Source organism: Bacillus sp. FSL K6-2869, from assembly GCF_040869405.1.
In the GTDB taxonomy this organism is placed as follows: Bacteria; Bacillota; Bacilli; order Bacillales; family Bacillaceae; genus Bacillus; species Bacillus altitudinis.
The window spans coordinates 1,567,274-1,589,949 of sequence record NZ_CP152035.1 but is presented as its reverse complement, the minus strand read 5'-3'; the positions used below and the strand labels follow the sequence as shown (position 1 = coordinate 1,589,949).

Genomic DNA, 22,676 nt, shown 5'->3' with positions numbered 1-22,676 from the left:
TTGATGACATAAAAAAGCAGGTGAACAAGGTTGCTCACCGCTATTTTTGTTGTTCCTCTTTATAATCACAGTTCACACATTGAACTTGAATGCCTTTTTTCAGCTTTTTCTCTACAAGCATATTTTCGCATTTTGGACACTTTCTTTCAATTGGTTTGTCCCAAGAGACGAATTCACACTCTGGAAAACGATCGCAACCGTAAAAAATGCGGCGCTTCTTAGATTTCCGTTCAACGATATTTCCTTCGTGACAAGTCGGGCATTTGACACCAATATCTTTGACAATTGGTTTTGTGTTACGGCAGTCAGGGAAATTAGAGCATGCCATGAACTTACCGTATCTCCCCATTTTGTACACCATTGGATGACCACACTCTTCGCAATCAACTCCGGCGTATTCAGGCTCGATCTCAACTTCCTGCATCTCTGCTTCTGCTTTTTCTACCCGTTTTGCAAAATCTTGATAGAAACTGTCGATAATGCGTACCCATTCAATCGTACCTTCTTCAACGCTATCAAGTTCTTTTTCCATTTTCGCAGTAAATTCTACGTTAATGATTTCAGGGAAGAATTCAATAATTAAGTTGAGCACAATCTCTCCAAGCTCTGTTGGAATAAACCGTTTGTTATCAAGTGCCACGTAGCCGCGCTTTTGAATGGTATCTAATGTTGGTGCATACGTCGATGGGCGGCCGATACCTAGCTCTTCAAGGGTTTTGACAAGTCTTGCCTCAGTGTAGCGTGGAGGCGGCTGCGTAAAGTGCTGCTCTGGTTCAATATCTTTTGAAAGAACGGTATCTCCCTCTTTCAGATCAGGAAGCATTTTGTCCTTTTCTTCTAACTGGTCGTCCTTCCCTTCAACATATACTTTCATAAATCCAGGGAATTTCACCTTACTCCCATTTGCACGGAAAGTAAGCCCGTTATTTTCAAGATCCACACTCATTGTATCAAGAACAGCTGGTGCCATTTGGCTTGCCACAAAACGTTCCCAAATCAATTTATAAAGACGAAGTTGATCTCTGCTTAGCACGTGTTTGACATCTGCTGGTTTTCTTAGCGTAGAAGTTGGACGGATGGCTTCGTGAGCATCCTGTGCATTTTCATTCTTTTTGGCAGTACGTTTTGTTGTATTCAAGAAATTCTTGCCGTACGTTTGATCAATGAAAGCAGATACTTCTTCAATTGCCGTATTGGAAATACGTGTTGAGTCCGTTCTCATATATGTAATGAGACCTACTGTACCTTCTTTACCAAGATCAATTCCTTCATATAATTGCTGTGCAATCATCATCGTTTTCTTCGCACGGAAGTTTAGTTTTCTCGCTGCCTCTTGTTGTAGGGTAGATGTTGTAAACGGAACAGCTGGGTTGCGTTTACGTTCTTTTTTCGTCACTTTTTCAACAGAAAACTTGCTTCCTTTTAATTTCGAAAGGATTTCTTTTACATCTTCTTTTGTTTTTAGCGGATGTTTTTTGCCATTTACGCCAAAGAAACTCGCTTCAAAGCTTTCTTTCCCTTTTAGGAAGGTACCATCAATTGTCCAGTATTCTTCTGGTTTGAATTCATTAATTTCATTCTCGCGGTCAATAATCAGGCGGAGTGCAACTGATTGAACACGACCGGCGCTTAAGCCCTTTTTGACTTTCTTCCATAAAATTGGGCTGATTTTATATCCAACGAGACGATCTAAGATTCGTCTTGCCTGCTGCGCATCAACCAAGTCCATATCGATCATACGTGGATGTTTAAAGGAATCTTTAATTGCATCTTTTGTAATCTCGTTAAAGACAACGCGGCAATCTGAAGAGAGGTCAAGGTCAAGGCTGTGGGCTAAATGCCAAGCAATCGCTTCTCCCTCTCTGTCGGGGTCAGCTGCGAGATATACTTTTTTTGCTTTTTTCGCTGCTGTTTTTAATTCTTTTAAGACTGGACCTTTTCCTCGAATCGTAATATATCTCGGTTCGAAGTCATGTTCAGTGTCAACACCAAGCTGACTTTTCGGTAAATCCCTTACGTGCCCCATTGAAGCCTTTACTTTATACTTTTTTCCTAAATAACGCTCAATCGTTTTCGCCTTTGCTGGCGACTCAACGATGACTAAATAATCAGCCATACTCAAAATCCCCCTTAAGAGGTGTTCTCTCTTTATCCATTTCACAAATTTATATTTATGTTAATTGCACCTATCTAACAGGCAATCGTTAAAAATTCTTTATGATGAACATCATTATAAACACGAAAAACAAAGTGTAAACTTAAATCCTCACTATTATTAAATATTCCGATGTCTTTTGTCAAACGATATTTTTATGGGAGTTCAGTATATTGAACACCACTCAAGGAGAATTCCTCTAAAATATCCTTCGTTGAATGAACAAGCTTGGCACCTTGCTGAATCAGTCTAGCTGGACCTATAGAATTAGAATCAAAGATCGATCCTGCAACAGCAAACACTTCTTTTCCTTGCTCTAATGCCTGATAGGCTGTAATAAGCGAACCGCTCTTTTCTTTGCACTGGACCACGATGGTTCCTCTTGTCAGGGCACTAATTAATCGGTTTCTCATTGGAAAATGCCATTTTTCTGGTTTGATATAAGGCGGATGCTCTGACAACAGTAAATGATGTTCTCCCATATATTGAGCCATTTGCACATGTTCTTTTGGATATACATGTTGAAAGCCGCCAGCTACAACACCAATCGTTTTTCCTTTTTTTCTTATGCACTCTTTGTGTGCAAGTCCATCAATTCCTTTTGCTAAACCACTCACAATCATCCAATTTTCCTCTACAAGTTCTCCAACAATTTTCTTCACGCACGCTTCTCCGTAAGAGGATGGCACTCGTGTACCTACTACACCTAAACTTTTTTCTTCATTTAAATAGGTAACGTTTCCTTTTAGGAATAATACTGGGGGAGGATCATAAATGTGTTTTAGTGAGCTGGGATATAAAGGTGATGTGATGGGAATCATGTGAATATTTTGCTTTAAATAGGCTTGAACGATGTGTTGAAAAATGGGGAATTCATTTTCTTCAGCTTGTTGTAAGCGGGTAAAGTCGATCTTTTGTAATGATCGATCCTGTTTGAAATGATGTGTTTCTTCATTTATATATAGCTCAGGATCGACTTTCCACCATTTTGTTAACAAAGAGGGTGAGATGAGGCCTTTTAAGCGGTGAAAAATCATTCTTTCGGACACGTTGTACATACCATTCCTCCAGTTTAAGATAGAAAGAAGAAGACTTGTCAAAGAACAAGTCTTCTTGTGTCATTAATGCGTTTTACAAGCTTCGAAGAGATTCTTCTCTTTTAACACTTTAATTAAGGTTTCTCCCATGACAGATGGTGTCTCTGCCACTTCAATTCCACATTCACGCATTGTTTTTACTTTTTCATCAGCAGTTCCTTTACCACCAGAAATAATGGCACCAGCATGTCCCATACGTTTTCCTGGAGGCGCTGTTTTACCGCCAATAAAGCCAACAACCGGCTTGGTCATATTTGCTTTTACCCATTCAGCTGCTTCTTCTTCAGCAGTACCACCGATTTCACCAATCATGATCACAGCATGCGTTTCAGGATCTTCATTGAAGGCTTTTAATACATCAATAAAGTTCGTGCCATTGACAGGGTCTCCGCCAATTCCTACAGCTGTTGATTGACCAACACCAGCCTCTGAAAGCTGATGTACCGCTTCATATGTAAGCGTTCCAGAACGAGACACAACACCAACATGACCTTTTTTATGAATGTAGCCAGGCATGATGCCAATTTTACATTCTTCAGGTGTAATCACGCCAGGACAGTTCGGCCCAACAAGTCTTGTCTTCTTACCTTCCATATAGCGTTTCACTTTAACCATATCCAGAACTGGAATGTGTTCTGTGATACAAATCACTAGATCCACTTCTGCATCAACAGCCTCTAAAATGGCGTCTGCTGCAAATGGTGCTGGTACATAGATAACAGAAGCATTTGCTCCAGTTGTCTGTACTGCTTCAGATACAGTATTAAATACAGGAACTCCCTCTACTTCAGTTCCACCTTTTCCAGGTGTGACACCGCCAACGATATTTGTTCCATACTCAATCATTTGTTTTGTATGGAATAATGCGGTTGAACCGGTAATCCCCTGAACAATTACTCTCGTATTTTTATTAATAAATACACTCATTTAGGTTCCCTGCCTTTCTGCTCTACTTGACTAAAGATACAATCTTTTCTGCCCCGTCAGCCATAGACTCAGCAGAAGTGATATTTAAGCCTGAATCACTCAGGATTTTCTTCCCTAATTCAACGTTTGTTCCTTCAAGACGTACAACGAGTGGTAATGTTAAGCCGACTTGTTTCGTCGCTTCAACAACACCTTCTGCGATGACATCACATTTCATGATGCCGCCAAAAATGTTCACGAAAATCCCTTTGACATTTTGATCAGATAAGATGATTTTAAATGCTTCCGTTACTTTTTCAGCAGTTGCACCGCCGCCAACATCAAGGAAGTTTGCAGGGTCCCCGCCGTAATGCTTGATGATATCCATTGTAGACATCGCAAGGCCTGCTCCATTCACCATACAGCCAATATTCCCATCTAGAGAAATGTAGCTTAGGTCATATTTAGATGCTTCAATCTCTTTTGGATCTTCTTCATCAAGGTCACGGTATTCTAATATATCTTTTTGTCTATATAAGGCATTGCTATCAAAGTTTAATTTTGCGTCAAGTGCCATGACTTTTCCATCACCTGTTACAACAAGAGGATTTATCTCGGCAATTGAACAATCCTTTTCAATAAACGCATTGTAAAGGCTTGTCATAAACTTAACAGCTTGACCAACTAATTTTGTTGGAATATTAATTTTAAACGCAACTTCTCTCGCCTGATAGGCTTGGAGACCAATCGCTGGGTCGATGACCACTTTCACGATTTTTTCTGGCGTTTTTTCTGCTACTTCTTCAATTTCAGTACCGCCTTCTTCAGAAGCCATCAAAACAATTCTTGATGTCGCTCTATCCAAAACGAGTCCTACATAGTACTCTTTTTGAATATCGCAGCCTTCTTCAATAAGTAAGCGTTTTATTTCGCGCCCTTCAGGCCCTGTTTGATGTGTGACAAGTGTCTTGCCGAGCAATTCCTCTGCAAACCCTTTCACTTCATCTTTTGTTTTTGCAATTTTTACCCCACCTGCTTTACCACGGCCGCCTGCATGAATCTGTGCTTTTACGACATATACAGAGCTTCCTAGCTCTTCTGATGCTTTCACTGCTTCATCAGGTGTAAATGCTACTTTACCATTTGGAACTGAAACCCCATATTTTCTTAGGATTTCTTTTCCTTGGTACTCATGGATATTCATTTCCCATCCTCCCAACATATGTAGAAACAAAAATTATAAAATAGACTGCGCTTTCATTTTAAAGAATAAAAAAGAGAATGTCTAGGGTTCTATGTAAAATCATAAAATCCTTCTAAACATTCAAACTTTTATTTTATTAAAAATATAAATTTTTCAGTCAAAACACTTATTTTTCCTTATTTTTTCATTTTTTGATCCAATCGATAGATAAATGAAAATATTTCTGCTACAGTATCGTATAACGCTTCTGGGATTTCCTCATCGAGCGTTAAGTGGCGCATCAGTTCTACTAAATTACGGTCTTCTTGGATAGGGACGCCAGCTTTTTGAGCTTCTTCAATAATATGATCAGCCACATAGCCGCTGCCTGTTGCAACGACTTTTGGCGCTTTTTGTTTTTCTTCATCATAGTGTAGAGCGACCGCTCTTCTAAGCGGTTTTGAATCTTTCATACTCGTAAGTCCAGCCCTTTCTCGCTGATTTTATGAAAGTGTTCATCTAAAAAGTCAGACGGATCAATTGGCTCTTCTCTCTTTTTCGCTGTAATCCCCGTTAAACTATACCCTAGGGCATTTAAATTCTCTCGAACAGCTGGAATCATTGGATTAATGGTCCCTTGCAGTTCGTGAGCCGTCTCGACTGTAATTGACATTACTTTTTGCTGAATCGTACAGTCTATTAACGTTTCTTCTAAGTTCTCCATGTTTAAATAAAACATTAAACGGCACTGAGAAATATCAATAGAGCCATCTTTTTTCTTATGCCCTTTTAGAATAAAGGTTAAATCTTGAACACTATGTTTTGAGAAAAGAGGGTAAGAAACCATCATTTGACTAACTGTTTGGTTTTCCTGATGCACTAGTAACTGCCCATTTAATCTATGGAATAATTGATCCACTTCTTTTTTTACGGGTTCCGGAACATCAGCTTGCCTTGCATCATTTAAAACCATCTTTAATTGGTGAAGCTCTTGGCTTTTGACATCTTGGCTGCCCTTTTCCAGTAATTTCAGCATCCCAATTTCATCTCGTACACCTATCGCTTTTTTCATCGTCATCAGTAAATCGAGTACATCGGTTTTATTGCTTAATGCTGGTTCAGTCTGCTGAATGACCTTTACCAATGCGTTCGCCTCTGTTTTTGAAAGAAACGGAAATTCCTTTTGAAGCACGGCTGCCTTTGCGTCAGCCTGTGGCCCTGCCTGCTGGACTGCTTGAACCAGTGATGTGAGTTGTTTTACATCAAGCTGCTGTCCGTCTGTGCCTTGCTTTGTGATGCTTGTCAGAATGCGTTCTATTTGCTGAAGCGGGAGCTGTTTTGGACTTAATAATTGCTGCAAGCTGTTCTGATTCACTGTATCCACCTGTCGCCCTTGTATAACGGCGGGCTGGCTCTGCTTTGTTTGCTGAGCCGGATTGACATGAGGCTGCACCTGTTGCAAGCTTTCTCCTTGCTTCGTTTGACCTTCTTTTGCTCCTAGAAGCACCGATAAGAGCTTTTCTGCATGAACAGTTGTCTCAGCATTTACAACCGTACGAACGGCCTGTGTAAGAGCCTGTGTGGCTTCTGATTGCTTCGGAAGCTGTGTTAATCGATCTAGCAGTGCTGTCACATCCTGATGAAGTGCAGAGGGGGATTTCATCGCTAATATTGATTGGAGCACTCCTTGTTGAATCGGCAAATCTTTCTTTAAAGCAAAAAGAAGTGCTTGCAGACCTTTTTTGATATCCGCGCCTTGAAGTTGTTCAATCCATTTTACTGCCGTTTTTAACTCTGCTTCGTTGATGACCGGTTTTTCTTTTAAAAAGGCTGTAGCTGTTAACATTTGTTCAAGTCCATTTTTAAGCGACAGACCTTCTAGTAGTTTAGCTGCGGCATCCTTTAATGTTTTAGGATCTTGGTCAAATTGCTGAACAGGTCTTAATTTACTCAGACTGCCTCCACCTTCTTGTTCTAATTGGAACCAGTAGAAAGAATCGGCTTTTAGCTGAGCCGCTAGCTGCGCTTTGATTTTGGTCGAACCTATTTGAACAAGTGCTGTATCATCCCCAAGCATTTTCAGTACTTTGCCGAGAATGAGCCGGTGAATATTTTCCTTTCCTTCCGTGTTAAGCGGAACAGATTCTGCTGTATTCAGCCGACTATTCAGTGCAGTATGTATATCTTCAACTCTTGTCATCACAGGCAGCCTCCTTGTGTCAAAATATTTATGAAATAACAGATTTCACTGGTGCAAATGATAACCGGTGGATAGGTGTGGCGCCATGTGTTTGAATGGCAGCCAGGTGCTCTTTCGTTCCATACCCTTTATGTTTTTCAAATTGATACTCAGGGTACTGGCGTCCATACTCTTCCATCATTTTGTCCCTTGTCACTTTGGCAATACATGCACCAGCTGCGATGGATGCGCTTTTAGCATCTCCTTTGATGATATTCTCCTGTTGAGTAGGAAGCGGGAGCGTCATCGCATCTATGAGTAGATAATCAGGTGTGTGAGTGAGCTGCTTTACAGCCTTCACCATCGCCAGTCTTGATGCTTCGTATATATTTATTTCGTCAATCGTTGCCGCATCAACAATGCCGATGCCGATGTCGAGTGCTTCCTTTTGAATGAGCTCATAATAGGTCATTCTTTTTTTCTCAGATAGCTGTTTTGAATCATTTAAACCGAGTAGGACGGTATCCTCTTTTAATATCACAGCTGCCGCAACAACTGGGCCAGCAAGTGGTCCTCTTCCTGCTTCATCTATGCCTGCAATACAATTGTATCCTTGCGCTCTTGCTTTGGTTTCAAATTGCAGCATTTGCTTCCATGCTGCACGTAGTTCTTGCTGCTTTTCTCTCTCTTTGTTCCATTTGTCCATCAGTTTCTGGACACTTTTTCTTGTATCGTCTTTCAATAGTTCACGAATGTATGACTCGTCGTCAGCATGTTGTTCTATTAATTCTTTTATTTGTTTGACCGTGTACATTGGCTTTTCCGCAGCCTCCTTCTTTATATCGGCAGTTTTTCGCAAAAAATAAAGACCCGCATGAGCTGCGTGTCTTTTAGCTTTCAGGCTTCTCAAAAGTGAGGGGACCAAATTTTTCCGTTCGAATATCCCGAATAATGATTTCGGTCGTTTTGTCGTAATTAATGAATCCTCCACTCATCAGACAGCCGCGTTTTGTGCCAATGGCATCAAACAGCTCAACTGTATCTTCAGGTATTTCTGCTAAATCATAGCGTTTTTTTAACCGCTCTGGATAGTGCTCTTCTAAAAAGCGGAGCGCATACACAGCGACATCCTGCAAGTTGATGATTGAGTCTTTAATCGCTCCAGTGACGGCCAGCCTAAGACCTACTTGTTCATCTTCAAATTTCGGCCAGAGAATTCCGGGGGTATCGAGCAGTTCAAGTTCTTTTCCGACCTTCACCCATTGTTGTGACGTCGTAATACCAGGTCGATCTCCTGTTTTCGCAATATTTTTCTTTGCCAACCGATTGATCAGCGTTGATTTGCCGACATTGGGAATTCCGATAATCAAAGCTCGAATGGCACGCGGCTTAACACCTTTTGCTTTCATTCGATCGAACTTTTCTTTTAAGATTTCTTTTGATGTCGTAATGATTTGATTTAACCCTTGTCCATCGACAGAATTAATGGCAAGTGACCGTACACCTTGCGCTTCAAAGTGTGCCTGCCACTCTTTTGTCATACGAGGATCTGCTTTATCTGCTTTGTTCAAAAGCATAATTTTCGGTTTGTTTTGGAGGATTTCTTCAATCATTGGGTTTCTAGAGGACATCGGAATTCTTGCATCGGTTAATTCAAATACGATGTCGATGAGCTTTAATTTTTCTGTGACTTCCCGTCTTGCTTTTGCCATATGGCCTGGAAACCATTGAATTGTCATATGTGCACCTTCTCTCTTCTAACGGTTGTCTCTATACATTGTACAAAAAAAGAGCCTGTTACAGGTAACAAGCTCTTTCCTTTGATATCATTATCGTCTGATTTCTTTGATACGAGCCGCTTTACCGCGAAGTTCACGTAGGTAGTAAAGTTTCGCACGACGTACCTTACCGTGACGTACAACTTCGATCTTAGCGATTTTTGGTGTGTGTACAGGGAATGTACGCTCAACGCCTACACCGTAAGAGATCTTACGAACTGTGAAAGTTTCGCTGATTCCACCACCACGACGCTTAATTACAACACCTTCAAAGATCTGGATACGCTCACGAGTACCCTCGACAACTTTCACGTGTACACGTAAAGTGTCACCAGGACGGAACGCAGGAAGATCAGTGCGTAATTGTTCTTTTGTGATTTCTTCAATCAATTGTTGCATCGTTTTCAACTCCTTCCAACAGATGCTCATGTCCTCTTTCTTCATTGCAGCGGAACATCGTTTTCAAACTTGAATCGGCAAGCCGTCCAAGTCACAAGTAGTATCATACCACACCTGTATACCTTGTGCAATACAATCTAGTCATTATGAAGCTGCCAAAGCCATCTTTTTTCTTCATCCGTTAATGTTTTGCAAGAATCGATCAAATCTGGCCGTCTTGTATAGGTTCGCTTCAACGATTCTTTACGCCGCCACTCTTCAATTTTGGCATGATTTCCAGAGAGAAGCACATCTGGTACTTTCAATCCTTTATAATCAGCTGGTCTTGTATAGTGCGGATGCTCAAGCAGACCTGTACTAAATGAATCTTCGATATGAGACGCTTCTTTTCCAAGCACATGAGGCAAAAGCCTGACCACACTGTCTGCAATCATCATCGCCGGCAGCTCTCCGCCTGTGAGAACGAAATCCCCGATTGAGATTTCATCTGTGACAAGATGCTCCCTGATGCGCTCATCGTAGCCTTCATAGTGGCCGCAAATGAACATAAGATGCTCTTCTTTTGCAAGCTCTTCTGCTTTCTTTTGTGTATATCTTTCTCCTTGAGGACAGACAAGAATAATGCGGGGCTTCTTGTTTGCTTTTTTCGTTAAATCTTCTACCGCATCAAATACAGGCTGTGCTTTCAGAACCATGCCAGCACCGCCGCCATACGGATAGTCATCCACTGTTTTATGTTTATGATCGGAATACTCCCTAAAATTCACGACATCAAATGAGACCGCATCTTTTTCCTGAGCTTTTTTTAAGATCGATGAGTGAAGTACTCCTTCAAACATTTCAGGAAACAGTGTTAAAAAGTCAATTTTCATTCGTCAATGAGTCCTTCCATCACTTCAATGTGTACTTTCTTGGATGAAATATCAACTGTTTTGACGACAGATGGAATATAAGGGATGAGGGCATCTTTTTTGCCTTTTCTTCCAACCACCCATACATCATTTGCCCCTGGCGTTAAAACTTCTTTGATTTGACCAATCAGTTTGTCCTCTTCATCATATACTTCACAGCCGATGATTTCGTGGAAATAGAATTCCCCTTCATCTAATAAACCAAGATGTTCTTTTTCTACTTTTAACATCGACTCTTTTAATTGCTCAGCTTCATTTAACGAGCCGACTTCTTCAAATGTCAGTAAATCAAATTGTTTGTGCTGTCTATGTGATGCGACAGTCACTTTTAGCGGTTCTTTTTGATTTTGTTTGAAAATATAAAGGATGCTGCCTTTTTTGTAGCGTTCTTCTGGGAAATCAGTCTTTGACACAACACGTACTTCTCCGCGCACTCCATGTGTATTGACGATCTTTCCGACATTCAACCATTCTAGCTCCATGTTCTCAATCACCCCTGACGTATTTCCACAATGGTGCCGTCTTTCACGACGATGACATTGTCTTGCATTTTGTCATCCCATTTATCACCTATTTTTACTTCAATCAGCGCATCCACTTCTGTTTCTTTCATTTCACTGCCAAGAGGCAAGATATGCAGCTGCTCGACTTGAAAATCAATTTGCCTCATTTTCTCTTGTCTTTTTTCAATGGCTTTTTGAAATTGAGGGATGGCTTCTTGCTGATGTGGTTCTTTTTCATGCTTTTTTAGTTGAAAATATAGTTGATTGCACTCACGTTCTAGTCTTTCTTTTTTCTCCAAAAAAGTCGTTAACAGTTTGTCCTTACTGCTTTCAGTTAATACTTGCATGACGGTGACATGTTGAATGATCTGCATCTTCCTTTTTGTCCCCCTATCCGAAGGCATTTGTCCTCTACAGTATAACGAAAAATAGATTTAAACGTGTAAAAAAAGGGGAGGTCCTAAGCCCTCTCCCTTTTTAGTCAGCAATCTCAAGTTGAACTTTCTTAGAAGACTCTGCACTTGCTGCAAACATGACTGTTCGTATCGCTTTAGCTGTACGTCCCTGCTTTCCGATCACTTTTCCGGTATCTTCAGCATTGACAGACAGTGTGTAAATGACCTGCTCATCTTTTTCTAATGAAGATACGTGAATATCTTCAGGGAAATCAACAAGTGGCTCGACGATGGACACAATCAATTCTTCCAAGGACAGCTCATTCATTATTTGCTGTTTTTCGCATTATGAAATTTTTCAAGAATTCCTTGGCTTGAGAAAAGGTTACGAACTGTATCAGATGGTTTCGCACCATTTTGAAGCCATTTAAGCGCTAATTCTTCGTTGATTTTCACCTCAGCTGGTGATAACACTGGATTGTATGTTCCAACTGTTTCGATGAAACGACCGTCACGTGGTGAACGAGAATCTGCTACAACAATACGATAGAAAGGAGATCTTTTTGATCCCATACGTTTTAAACGAATTTTTACTGCCATTTTACTAGCACCTCCGAAAATATTTCAACAAGATAGTATATTAACAATGATAAAAGGGTTTGTAAAGTGTTTTTTCTTAACAACGGTTTTATCATGTATAACCAATTACATAAATGGTAATTTAAAGCCGCCTTTTTTCTTTCCTTTGGACATATTGGTCATTTGCTTCATCATCTTTTTCATTTCGTCAAATTGTTTTAAAAGGCGATTGACTTCCTGTACAGATGTTCCGCTTCCTTTTGCAATCCGTTTTCTTCGGCTTGCATTGATGACCTCTGGCTGTTCTTTTTCTTCGGTCGTCATTGATTTAATGATCGCTTCGATGTGATTGAGCTGCTTTTCGTCTACTTGGACGTTTTTGAGCCCTTTCATTTTACCGGCTCCCGGCATCATTTGGATCAGTTCATCAAGTGGACCCATGTTGCGAACCTGCCCAAGCTGCTCGAGGAAATCATCGAGCGTGAAGCTCATTGTCCGCATTTTTTGTTCAAGCTCTTTCGCTTTATCTTGGTCAACGTTTGCTTGTGCTTTTTCAATAAGCGTGAGCACATCTCCCATGCCAAGAATTCTCGATGCCATCCGCTCTGGATGGAATGGTTCAATTGCATCAAGCTTTTCTCCTAGTGCGGCGAATTTAATCGGCGTATTTGTGACTGCACGAATTGATAGTGCTGCCCCGCCTCGCGTATCACCGTCTAGTTTTGTCAGAACGACACCTGTTAAACCAAGCTGTTCGTTAAAGCTTTTTGCGACATTGACAGCATCTTGACCAGTCATCGAGTCAACAACGAGGAAAATCTCTTCTGGATTTGCGACTTCTTTTACTTTCTGAAGTTCATCCATTAAGTCTTCATCAATATGAAGACGTCCTGCTGTATCTAAAATGACATAATCGTGATGTTCTTCTTTCGCTTTTTCAATTGCCTGTTTGGCAATTTCGACAGGACTGACTTGATCACCTAATGAGAATACGGGCATATCAAGCTGTTTCCCAAGCGTTTGAAGCTGCTGGATCGCTGCTGGTCTGTAAATATCAGCGGCCACCATCATCGGCTTGCGATTATGTTTTTTGCGAAGTAAGTTGGCAAGCTTTCCAGTTGTGGTCGTTTTACCTGCCCCTTGAAGACCAACCATCATAATGACAGTTGGAGATTTTTTCGCTACAGCGATTTTACTCTCTTCCCCGCCCATTAATTCAGTGAGTTCTTCTTTTACAACTTTAATGACCTGTTGTCCTGGGGTAAGACTTTGCATGACCTCTTGTCCAACTGCCCGCTCGCTTACTTTTTTCACAAAGTCTTTGACTACTTTAAAATTGACGTCAGCTTCAAGAAGGGCAAGGCGTACCTCGCGCATCATTTCTTTTACATCTTGCTCTGACACTTTTCCTTTGCCGCGGATTTTTGAAATCGTCTGCTGCAGTCGGTCGGCTAATCCTTCAAATGCCATACTGTGCCGCCTCCTAATCTAATTTCTCAAGCGATTCAATTAAAGCTTCTGCTTCTTCCTTTTGCGCGGAATCTGCTACAAGCTCTCTCATTTTTGTGAGAAGTTCTTTACGCTCTTTAAATTTCTTAAACAAGAGCAGCTTTTCTTCATATTGTTCAAGCATCGCTTCAGTCCGTTTAATATTATCATAAACAGCCTGTCTTGATACTTCATATTCATCCGCAATTTCACCGAGGGAAAAATCGTCTAGGTAGTAAAGCGACATGTAGCTCTTTTGTTTTGCGGTCAACAACGATTGATAGAAATCAAACAAGTAGTTCATTCTCGTTGTCTTTTCAAGCGTCATGGGCTCTCTCCCCTTTGTTAAGTTCATTCCCTTTACAACAACTAAGTTTACACGGTTCTAATCTATGTGTCAAGTTTTTATCTTGTCACTTCTTGCGGCGATATTTAAATAAAAAAGCCGGCAGTTTTGCCGGCATTTTGATTAGTCTTCTTGATCAATCATGTCTGAGAATAATCCGTACACATACGATTCAGCATCGAACTCTTGCAGATCGTCTACTTTTTCACCTAATCCGACAAGTTTTACAGGGATGTTGAGCTCATTGCGAATGGCAAGAACAATCCCGCCTTTTGCAGTACCGTCAAGCTTTGTTAAAGCGATACCTGTCACGTTTGTCGCTTTAGAAAATTCCTTCGCTTGCGCCATCGCATTTTGACCCGTTGTCGCATCAAGGGCAAGCAGTACTTCGTGCGGTGCATCGGGCACTTCGCGTTCAATGACTCTCTTGACCTTCTCTAGCTCTTTCATCAAGTTGACTTTGTTTTGCAGTCTGCCTGCTGTATCACAGATCAAGACATCTGCTTTTTTGGCTTTAGCTGATTGAACGGCATCATAGATGACCGCTGCCGGGTCAGAGCCTGCTGTTTGTTTAACGACAGGAACACCAGAGCGCTCGCCCCATACTTCAAGCTGCTCAATCGCCCCCGCACGGAACGTATCACCTGCTGCTAAAATGACGGATTTCCCTTCATTTTTTAGCTTGTTTGCCAGCTTACCAATGGTTGTGGTTTTACCGACACCGTTCACGCCTACAAATAAAATAATATTTAAACGGCCGTCTTCAATGTTCAGTTCAGAGATTTGTTCCTCACCGCTATTGTAAATCTCCACGAGTTTTTCAGAGATGACTGCTTGTACTTCACTTGGGTCTTGAATGTTTCTTAATTTCACTTCTTTTTTCAGCTCATCAATCAGTTCCATCACAGTCGTGAAACCAACATCCGCACCGATTAACACTTCTTCTAGTTCTTCAAAAAAGTCTTCATCCACTTTACGATAGCGAGAAATGAGTTCATTTACTTTTCCCTGAAACGAATTTCTCGTTTTTTCAAGTCCATCTTTAAACTTTTCTGATACTGAATCGGTTTGCTGCGTAAATTTTTCTTTTAATTTCTTAAAAAAGCTCATGGGTTCAAAAACCTCCTTTAATTACTGGACAAGCTCTTTCGTTTCCTCTAGTTTGACAGATACCAGTTTTGAGACACCTGACTCCTGCATCGTGACACCGTACAGAACATCTGCTTCTTCCATGGTTCCTTTTCGGTGTGTAATCACAATGAACTGTGTTTCTTGGCTGTATTTCTTTAAATACTGGGCAAAGCGGAACACATTCGCTTCATCAAGTGCCGCTTCTACCTCATCTAGCACACAGAATGGAACTGGTCTCACTTTTAAGATCGAGAATAATAAAGCGATGGCTGTTAATGCTCTTTCTCCGCCTGAAAGTAGGCTTAGATTTTGCAGCTTTTTCCCCGGCGGCTGCGCCACAATATCGACACCTGAGTTTAGTAAATCGTTTGGATCTGTCAACTTAAGGTCTGCTCTTCCTCCGCCAAATAATGCTTGGAAAACAGATTCAAAATGCCCGCGGATTTGAGAGAATGTCTCAGAGAAACGTTTCGTCATCTCCTGATCCATTTCTTCAATGACTTGGAATAACGTATTTTTCGCTTCTGTCAGATCATTGCGTTGTTCAGTTAAGAAGAGAAAACGTTCATTCACACGTTCATACTCGTCAATGCTGCCTAAGTTCACTGTTCCAAGCTCTTCAATGGCTAGTTTGATCAATTTCACGCGTTTTCTTGCTTCATCCGGCGATAGCGTCAGATGATACATTTCTTTTGCTCCTTCAAACGAAAGGGCATACTCTTCGTTTAAATAGGCGATGAGGTTATCAAGTTCAACTTCCATGCGGCCAAGCTTGATTTCTTCATCTTTTAAGCTTGTCGTGAGCTGTTTATACAGGCGTTTTTGCTCTTTCAGTTCACGTTCAGCGAATTCTAATGTTTCAGAAAGAGCCAGGCGCTGTTTGCGTCGCTCTGAGATAAGCGCTGTCGTTTTGTTTTTATGTTCCAGTTTCTCTTTTGCCGCTTCTTCCAGTTGTTCGGCGCCGCTTGAGCTGGATGACATTTCACTTGTTAAGAGGGACAAATCTTCTTTTGTTTCCGTCAGCGTCTTTTCAGCCTCTTCTAATTCAGCCGTTAAGCTCGAAAGTTTTTCTTGTTCATTTGCTAAAGACTGCTCTTTTTTGGCAAGCGAGATTTTCAGCTCTGTTAATTCGGAAGAAATGGTTTCTTTCGTTGAGCTTTGGGTCTGCTTCCGTTTTGTTAACGTGTTGATCTCTTCGTCAAGAGAGGTCAGTTTCTCACCTATAGATGTTTCAAGGGCTGCCTGCTCTTTATCCTTGCTCGCAAGTTCGCTAGAGCGCTGCTGCAACTCTTCTTTTTCTTGATCATAGAGCTCTAGATGAGCGTTAATATTTTTTTCAGCTACTTGCAGTTCATATAATGTCCCTTTTAACTCTTGCTGCTTTTCTCGAAGCATTTCGCCGCGCTGACGCAATTCATTTAATTGGACTTCGCTTTCGGCAATCGATTGCTTCGTTTCTTTTGTTTCTTTTTCAAGGATCGTTGTTTTTTCTTCCATTTCAACGAGCTGCTTTGTTAATGTTTCAATCTCTCGGTTTCTGGACAGGAGGGAATTGTTCTTTTTCTTTACGCCTCCCCCAGTCATTGAACCGCCTGGGTTCACCACGTCCCCATCAAGGGTCACGATACGATAACGATGTCCAAGCATTTTCGCTAGCTCGTTGGCACCTTTTAAGTCTTTCACGATTAGGACTGTTCCAAGCAAATTCCGAATGACTTTTTCATACTTTTCATCAAAGGAAACGAGCTGACTCGCTACGCCGATAAATGCGTCATGCTGCTCAGCTGTTTGAATATCTCTGAACTGAATGGTTCGTTCTTTGATGACGTTCATCGGCAGGAAGGTCGCACGCCCAAAGGAATGCTGCTTTAAGTATCCAATGGCCTGTCTGGCAGCCGCTTCATTTTCAGTAACGACATGCTGCGTGGCTGCACCAAGTGCAATTTCAATCGCTGTTTCGTGTTGCTGCTCTGTTTGAATCAGCTCTGCAATCGCCCCGTGAATACCGCCTAACCGGTCCTTTGCCTTTAAAACCTCTTTCACTCCTTGGAAAAATCCTGAGAAGTCTTCCTGCATGGATTCAAGCATTTCTTTTTTAGATTTTGCCTGCTGTACATATTGATAGGCTTGGTAAAGAGCCGTTTCTTTTTTCTCGTATTGACGTTTCATCTGCTCTAGCTTTTGTTCCGCTTCTCTAAAGCGTTTCACCTGAGCCAAAATGTCTTCTTCTCGTTCTGAAAGTTGCTTCTCGGCTTCTGTTTTCTTTTCCTTCACAGATACCCGTTCTTCGATATGTTTCTGATTATTTTGCGTTAACCGCTCTAGCTGCAAGGCTGCTTGGCGCTGCTGTTCTTCTAGTAATTTACGTTCGTTTCGGATAGAAGCTTGCTCGTTTAATAGGTCAAAATAATCGCTTTTTAGCTGTTCAATTTGCCCTTCCACATCTTCACTATGAAGAGACAGCTGATGCTGTTTTGTTTTCACTTCATCTTTTAGCTGCTGCACTTCTGTTTGCAGGCTGTCACGTGTGACTTTCTGCTGTTCAATCTTTTCCGTTAACAACGCCTGTTTTTCGGTTAAACGCACGAGCGTGTCTTCTAGCTGCCCTTGGTTAGCGGCCGCATTTTTTTTCCGTTCTTTTAGAACTTCTTTTTTCCCTTCAAGCTTTTCTAGTTCTTCACTTGTGAAAAGGAGGACTTCTTGGAGGTCATGAATCGAATCGTCAAGCGCCTGAATACGGTCTCTCGATTCTTCGATTTTGGCTTCCTTCGCTTGAATGTCTGTGGACTGCTTCATTTCATCTTGTTTGAACCGCTCGACAGCTTCACCAAGTGTTGTCCATTTTTTGTGCAGTGCTTCAATATCATGGACGGTGAGAGCAATTTCTACATTTTCAAGTTCTTCTTTCTTTTGCAGATAGTCTTTTGCAATAGATGCCTGCATTCTTAGTGGTTCTACTTGATCTTCTAGTTCATGCAGAATATCTTCTACCCGGTTTAAGTTGTCCTGCGTTTCAAACAGTTTATTCTCGGCTTTTTTCTTTCTTGTTTTATATTTCAGGACACCAGCTGCTTCTTCAAAGATGCTACGTCTTTCTTCAGCTTTACTCGATAGAATCTCTTCTACCTTACCTTGGCTGATGATCGAAAAAGCTTCTTTTCCAAGACCTGAATCCATGAAAAGATCAATAATATCCTTTAAGCGGACAGATTGATTGTTAATGAGAAATTCACTTTCTCCAGAACGATAGACTCTTCTTGTCACACTGACTTCGTGAAAATCGATCGGCAAAAAGTGATCTTCGTTATCGAGCGTTAATGTCACTTCTGCTAAGTTGACTCGTTTTCTTGAGTCACTTCCTGCAAAAATGATGTCTTCCATTTTTCCTCCGCGGAGGCTTTTTGCTGATTGCTCTCCAAGTACCCAGCGGATCGCATCAGTAATATTACTTTTGCCGCTTCCGTTTGGTCCAACAACAGCTGTAACCCCTTTGACAAAGTCTACAGTCACCCGCTGTGCGAAAGATTTGAATCCTATCACGTCTAAACGTTTGAGGAACATGAGAGTGATCCTCCTTATGTATTTAAAGTACTATTATCTTACCATATGAACTGAAAAAAGATGATGGAAAACAGAGTGAAATCCCCCTGAATCACGAGGGGGATTTTATTGGTTCATATGATGTTTCTGTAATTTAGCAAGTGCTTCCTGTGCAGCATGCTGTTCCGCTTCTTTTTTTGAACGGCCATTTCCAATTCCAAGCACTTCTCCTCTAAGGGATACATTGGCTTCAAATTCTCGGTTATGTGCTGGGCCTTTTTCATGCAGGATTCGGTATTCAAGTACACCTTTTCCATCTCGCTGAACAAATTCTTGAAGCTGGCTTTTAAAGTCCATGACATGTGAGAATGCCCCGTCATTAATTTTCGGGTACACATAGGCTTCTAGGAATCGTTCAACAGGCTCAAGTCCTTGATCTAAATAAAGCGCTCCGATAAACGCCTCAAATACGTCTGCTAAGAGTGCCGGACGCTTTCTGCCGCCTGTCATTTCTTCCCCTTTTCCTAAAAGAACAAGGTCTCCGAAGGACAGCTCATGTGCTAATGACACAAGTGATGGCTCACATACGATCGCCGCTCTCAGTTTTGTTAAATCTCCCTCGCTCATGGCTGGATACTTTGCAAATAAGAACTGTGAGATCGTTAATTCTAAAACAGCGTCCCCTAAAAATTCAAGTCTTTCATTATCCTCATAAGGTTTTTTACGATGCTCATTCACATAAGAGGAATGTGTAAAGGCTTGATAGAGTAGTTTTTCATTTTTAAAGTGTACAGAAATGCGCTGCTGAAATTCTCTGAATTGCTCTAGTTTTTTGCTCTGTTTCTGTTTGTCTTTATAGTGTTTTGGCATAGCAACCTCCAGGTAGGCGTCATCGCCTTTAAGGATACTGATTATATGGAGTCTCTCTTTCTACATGCAAGGAAACCGTGCTCCTTAGCATCTGAAAAAGGCTGACAATTGATCAGCTGAATATGTTGAAACTAACATAAATTTTCAAAGTCCCGCCATGAAAATAGACGGGACTTTGTTACGCTTATTGCTGGCTATTTATGTAGTTCACAGCGTCACCGACTGTTGCAATTTTTTCAGCATCTTCGTCAGAAATTTCCATATCGAACTCATCTTCAAGTTCCATAACTAGCTCAACTACATCAAGGGAATCAGCGCCTAAATCTTCTTTAAATGAAGCTTCCATTTTCACGTCAGCCTCATCAACGCCAAGGCGGTCTACAATAATTTTTGATACACGCTCTAATACGTCTGCCATTGCCTTTCACCTCCCCTCAAAGTATTATAGTTGATTCGTTTTTAAAAAACTAGAGAAAACGTAACGAAATTTTGATATTTCTTAGGACATAACCATTCCGCCATCTACTTGGATGGTTTGGCCTGTAATATAACCTGCTCCTTCTGAAGCTAAAAAGACAACAACGTTGCTTATATCTTCAGGCGCACCAAAGCGTGCGAGCGGGATTTGCTTCAGCATTTCTGTTTGAACATTCTCATCAAGCTTGTCAGTCATATCAGTAGAAATAAAGCCTGGTGCTACGGCATTGACTGTAATATGACGACTTGCCAGCTCTTTCGCTGTTGTTTTCGTTAAACCGATCACACCAGCTTTTGCTGCAACGTAGTTTGCTTGTCCAGGGTTTCCGCAAACGCCGACAACAGATGCTACATTGATGATTCTTCCGCTGCGCTGTTTCATCATTTGACGTGTCACAGCTTTTGTACAGTTGAAGACACCTTTTAAGTTTATGTTAATGACATCATCCCATTCATTTTCTTTCATTCTCATGAGCAGGTTGTCCTTTGTAATTCCAGCATTATTCACAAGAATGTCGATTGAACCAAATGTATCAACGGCTTGTTTCATTAATGCCTGTACTTCTTCTGCATTTGACACATCCGCTTTGACAGCAAAAGCCTGCTGGCCAAGTGCTTTGATCTCATCTACGACTTCATTTGCTTTTGCTTCGTTGCCTGAATAGTTCACCACAACATTGGCACCTTTTTTCGCCAAATCGATCGCAATCGAACGACCAATACCGCGAGATGCACCTGTGACAACGGCTGTTTTATTTATAAGCATCAAGAATCCCCCTTGAGTGTTTGAATGGCTGCTTCAATTGTTGCTTGATCTGATACGGAAATGGTCGTCAGGCGGCGATTGACTTTTTTCACAAGACCTGAGAGCACTTTACCAGGACCAATTTCAATAAATGTTGTCACGCCTAAGTCAATCAGGCGTTCTACACTTTCTTCAAATCGAACAGGAGAATACAATTGTTCAATCAGCTTCGTTTCAATTTCATTACGTGATGTCACGATGTCTGCTGTTACGTTTGAAATCACTGGCGTCGCGGCATCAGAAATGTCTAATTTAGATAATACATCTGTGAATTTTTCAGCTGCTGGTTTCATTAATGCAGAATGGAAAGGTCCACTCACTTCAAGTGGAATTGCACGTTTTGCGCCCTTTTCTTTCGCTTTCTCTGATGCAAGTTCCACACCTTTTGCTGTACCAGAGATGACGATTTGGCCCGGACAGTTTAAGTTCGCAAGTTCTACAAGATGACCGCTTTCTGTCACTTCTTTTGTCACTTCTACAAGCGCTGCTTGGTCTAAGCCAAGAATCGCCGCCATTGCGCCTTCTCCTGCTGGAACGGCTTCATTCATTAATTCGCCGCGCTTTCTCACTGCGTAAACGGCATCTTTAAACGAAAGAGCTCCCGCTGCAACAAGGGCTGTATATTCACCCAGGCTGTGCCCTGCTGCATAATCTGCTTTGATTCCGCTCTCTTCAAACTTCTTTAAGATCGCGATGCTTGTCGTTAAAAGAGCTGGCTGTGCATTATATGTCAGCGTCAGTTCTTCTGCATCTCCTTCAAAAATCATTGAAGATAAATCAAAACCAAGGGTCTGATCTGCTTCTTCAAACACAGCTTTAGATGCTGCTTCTTGGTCAAATAAATCTTTTCCCATGCCAATTTTTTGAGAGCCTTGGCCTGGGAATAAAAAAGCAATTTTACTCATGCTGCTCTACCTCCATTACGACTCATTCGTGTCTTCTTTTTGAACTTCTTGATGAATGATAGCTGAAACGTCTTTTTTAACGATGTCACGCGCCTGACGAATGGCATGAAAAATCGCATTTTCATCAGAGGAACCATGCGCTTTAATAACGGGCGCTTTTAAACCAAATAATGCGGCACCACCATATTCGGAGTAATCCATTTTAGATTTCATCTGCATTAATTTTGGCTTCATCATACCTGCTGCTATTTTAGCTGTGAAACTGGATGTTAAGGTTTCTTTCAGCATTTTAAAAACAGAAAGGGCTGTGCCTTCGATCGTTTTAAGGGCGATATTCCCCGTGAAACCATCTGTGACAACGACATCAGCTACACCCTCTAATAAATCACGCGATTCTACATTTCCTACGAAATTCAAATCTGATGCTTTTAATAATTCAAAGGTTTTTTTCGTTAAATCGTTGCCTTTTTTATCTTCTGTCCCGACATTTAAAAGTCCAACGCGTGGATTGCTCTTCGGGAAGACATGCTCTGCATAAATAGATCCCATCATGGCATATTGCACAAGATGCTCTGGCTTTGCATCAACGTTTGCGCCGACATCCAATAATAAGAACCCGCTGCCATCAAGTGTTGGCAACGTCGGAGCAAGTGCTGGTCTGTCAATGCCATCAATTCTGCCTACGATAAACAGGCCTGCTGTCATGAGTGCCCCAGTATTTCCAGCTGAAATACAGGCATCTGCTCTTCCTTCTGAAACTTCCTGCGCCATTTTCACCATAGAAGAATCCTTTTTACGTCTCACTGCACGCACTGGTTCATCCGTTGGTTCAATGACTTCTTTTGCATCTAAGATCGTGATGCGTTCATGATTTGTTATGTATGATTTGATCTTGCTTTCATCGCCGACTAGTGTAATCTCGATATCTGAAAATGCTTCTAAGCTTTTTTGCACACCGTCAATAATGGCTTTAGGGGCATGATCTCCCCCCATTGCATCGACTGCAATTCTCATGTTATGTGCCACCTT

The 22,676-nt window shown here is 41.3% G+C and carries 23 protein-coding genes; all 23 read right to left on the bottom strand.

Going from position 1 to position 22,676, the window contains the following annotated elements; genetic code table 11:
* Window positions 1–40: 40 nt before the first annotated feature.
* The 23 genes from topA to plsX all read right to left on the bottom strand — a co-directional run bounded on the left by topA (window position 41) and on the right by plsX (window position 22,661).
* Complete coding sequence (gene topA, locus MHI58_RS08120; RefSeq protein WP_008344821.1) at window positions 41–2,116, bottom strand: type I DNA topoisomerase; 2,076 nt, start codon at window positions 2,114–2,116, stop codon at window positions 41–43.
* A gap of 194 nt (window positions 2,117–2,310) precedes the next feature.
* Window positions 2,311–3,213, bottom strand: a complete 903-nt coding sequence (dprA, locus tag MHI58_RS08115; protein WP_041507310.1) for a DNA-processing protein DprA — start codon at window positions 3,211–3,213, stop codon at window positions 2,311–2,313.
* A 63-nt stretch (window positions 3,214–3,276) separates the two neighbouring features.
* Window positions 3,277–4,179: a succinate--CoA ligase subunit alpha gene (gene sucD / locus MHI58_RS08110; protein WP_007499624.1), complete on the bottom strand. Its 903-nt coding sequence runs from the start codon at window positions 4,177–4,179 to the stop codon at window positions 3,277–3,279.
* Between the two features lie 22 nt (window positions 4,180–4,201).
* Window positions 4,202–5,362 (bottom strand): ADP-forming succinate--CoA ligase subunit beta, encoded by a 1,161-nt coding sequence (sucC, locus tag MHI58_RS08105; protein WP_008344824.1) that lies wholly within the window; start codon window positions 5,360–5,362, stop codon window positions 4,202–4,204.
* A 176-nt stretch (window positions 5,363–5,538) separates the two neighbouring features.
* Window positions 5,539–5,814, bottom strand: coding sequence for a FlhB-like flagellar biosynthesis protein (locus MHI58_RS08100; RefSeq protein ID WP_008344827.1), 276 nt, complete (start codon window positions 5,812–5,814; stop codon window positions 5,539–5,541).
* Entirely contained in the window at window positions 5,811–7,541 is a 1,731-nt protein-coding gene (locus MHI58_RS08095) for a hypothetical protein (RefSeq protein WP_045034259.1), read from the bottom strand. The genes MHI58_RS08100 and MHI58_RS08095 overlap by 4 nt, the downstream gene beginning before the upstream one ends.
* Window positions 7,542–7,569: 28 nt before the next feature.
* A complete protein-coding gene (locus tag MHI58_RS08090; protein WP_045034258.1) occupies window positions 7,570–8,334 on the bottom strand; it encodes a ribonuclease HII in 765 nt (254 codons plus the stop codon).
* Window positions 8,335–8,410: 76 nt separating this feature from the next.
* On the bottom strand, window positions 8,411–9,259 hold the full coding sequence (gene ylqF, locus MHI58_RS08085) for a ribosome biogenesis GTPase YlqF (RefSeq protein ID WP_007499632.1): 849 nt from the start codon (window positions 9,257–9,259) through the stop codon (window positions 8,411–8,413).
* Window positions 9,260–9,349: 90 nt separating this feature from the next.
* Complete coding sequence (rplS, locus tag MHI58_RS08080; protein ID WP_008344834.1) at window positions 9,350–9,697, bottom strand: 50S ribosomal protein L19; 348 nt, start codon at window positions 9,695–9,697, stop codon at window positions 9,350–9,352.
* 137 nt (window positions 9,698–9,834) lie between these two features.
* Window positions 9,835–10,569 carry a tRNA (guanosine(37)-N1)-methyltransferase TrmD gene (gene trmD / locus MHI58_RS08075; protein WP_007499635.1) on the bottom strand — a complete coding sequence of 245 codons (735 nt, stop codon included), beginning with the start codon at window positions 10,567–10,569 and terminating at the stop codon, window positions 9,835–9,837.
* Complete coding sequence (gene rimM, locus MHI58_RS08070; protein WP_045034257.1) at window positions 10,566–11,090, bottom strand: ribosome maturation factor RimM; 525 nt, start codon at window positions 11,088–11,090, stop codon at window positions 10,566–10,568. Before rimM ends, trmD begins: the two co-directional genes overlap by 4 nt.
* An 8-nt stretch (window positions 11,091–11,098) precedes the next feature.
* The gene (locus tag MHI58_RS08065) at window positions 11,099–11,485 is read right to left on the bottom strand and encodes a YlqD family protein (protein WP_008344839.1); all 387 of its coding nucleotides are present in this window, start codon (window positions 11,483–11,485) and stop codon (window positions 11,099–11,101) included.
* Between the two features lie 103 nt (window positions 11,486–11,588).
* A complete protein-coding gene (locus MHI58_RS08060) occupies window positions 11,589–11,834 on the bottom strand; it encodes a KH domain-containing protein (protein WP_012009937.1) in 246 nt (81 codons plus the stop codon).
* On the bottom strand, window positions 11,834–12,106 hold the full coding sequence (gene rpsP, locus MHI58_RS08055; protein WP_003212139.1) for a 30S ribosomal protein S16: 273 nt from the start codon (window positions 12,104–12,106) through the stop codon (window positions 11,834–11,836). Before rpsP ends, MHI58_RS08060 begins: the two co-directional genes overlap by 1 nt.
* Before the next feature lie 105 nt (window positions 12,107–12,211).
* Window positions 12,212–13,555 carry a signal recognition particle protein gene (ffh, locus tag MHI58_RS08050; protein ID WP_008344842.1) on the bottom strand — a complete coding sequence of 448 codons (1,344 nt, stop codon included), beginning with the start codon at window positions 13,553–13,555 and terminating at the stop codon, window positions 12,212–12,214.
* A 13-nt stretch (window positions 13,556–13,568) separates the two neighbouring features.
* Entirely contained in the window at window positions 13,569–13,901 is a 333-nt protein-coding gene (locus MHI58_RS08045; protein WP_008344844.1) for a putative DNA-binding protein, read from the bottom strand.
* A 141-nt stretch (window positions 13,902–14,042) separates the two neighbouring features.
* Complete coding sequence (gene ftsY, locus MHI58_RS08040; RefSeq protein ID WP_017359097.1) at window positions 14,043–15,029, bottom strand: signal recognition particle-docking protein FtsY; 987 nt, start codon at window positions 15,027–15,029, stop codon at window positions 14,043–14,045.
* Window positions 15,030–15,050: 21 nt separating this feature from the next.
* Window positions 15,051–18,611, bottom strand: a complete 3,561-nt coding sequence (gene smc / locus MHI58_RS08035) for a chromosome segregation protein SMC (protein WP_045034256.1) — start codon at window positions 18,609–18,611, stop codon at window positions 15,051–15,053.
* A 105-nt stretch (window positions 18,612–18,716) separates the two neighbouring features.
* Complete coding sequence (gene rnc / locus MHI58_RS08030) at window positions 18,717–19,460, bottom strand: ribonuclease III (protein ID WP_017367233.1); 744 nt, start codon at window positions 19,458–19,460, stop codon at window positions 18,717–18,719.
* Between the two features lie 184 nt (window positions 19,461–19,644).
* Complete coding sequence (gene acpP, locus MHI58_RS08025) at window positions 19,645–19,878, bottom strand: acyl carrier protein (RefSeq protein ID WP_003212028.1); 234 nt, start codon at window positions 19,876–19,878, stop codon at window positions 19,645–19,647.
* Between the two features lie 81 nt (window positions 19,879–19,959).
* Complete coding sequence (fabG, locus tag MHI58_RS08020; protein WP_045034255.1) at window positions 19,960–20,703, bottom strand: 3-oxoacyl-[acyl-carrier-protein] reductase; 744 nt, start codon at window positions 20,701–20,703, stop codon at window positions 19,960–19,962.
* Entirely contained in the window at window positions 20,703–21,647 is a 945-nt protein-coding gene (gene fabD, locus MHI58_RS08015) for an ACP S-malonyltransferase (protein ID WP_045034254.1), read from the bottom strand. The genes fabG and fabD overlap by 1 nt, the downstream gene beginning before the upstream one ends.
* A 15-nt stretch (window positions 21,648–21,662) precedes the next feature.
* On the bottom strand, window positions 21,663–22,661 hold the full coding sequence (gene plsX, locus MHI58_RS08010; protein WP_017359101.1) for a phosphate acyltransferase PlsX: 999 nt from the start codon (window positions 22,659–22,661) through the stop codon (window positions 21,663–21,665).
* Between the last annotated feature and the right edge of the window lie 15 nt (window positions 22,662–22,676).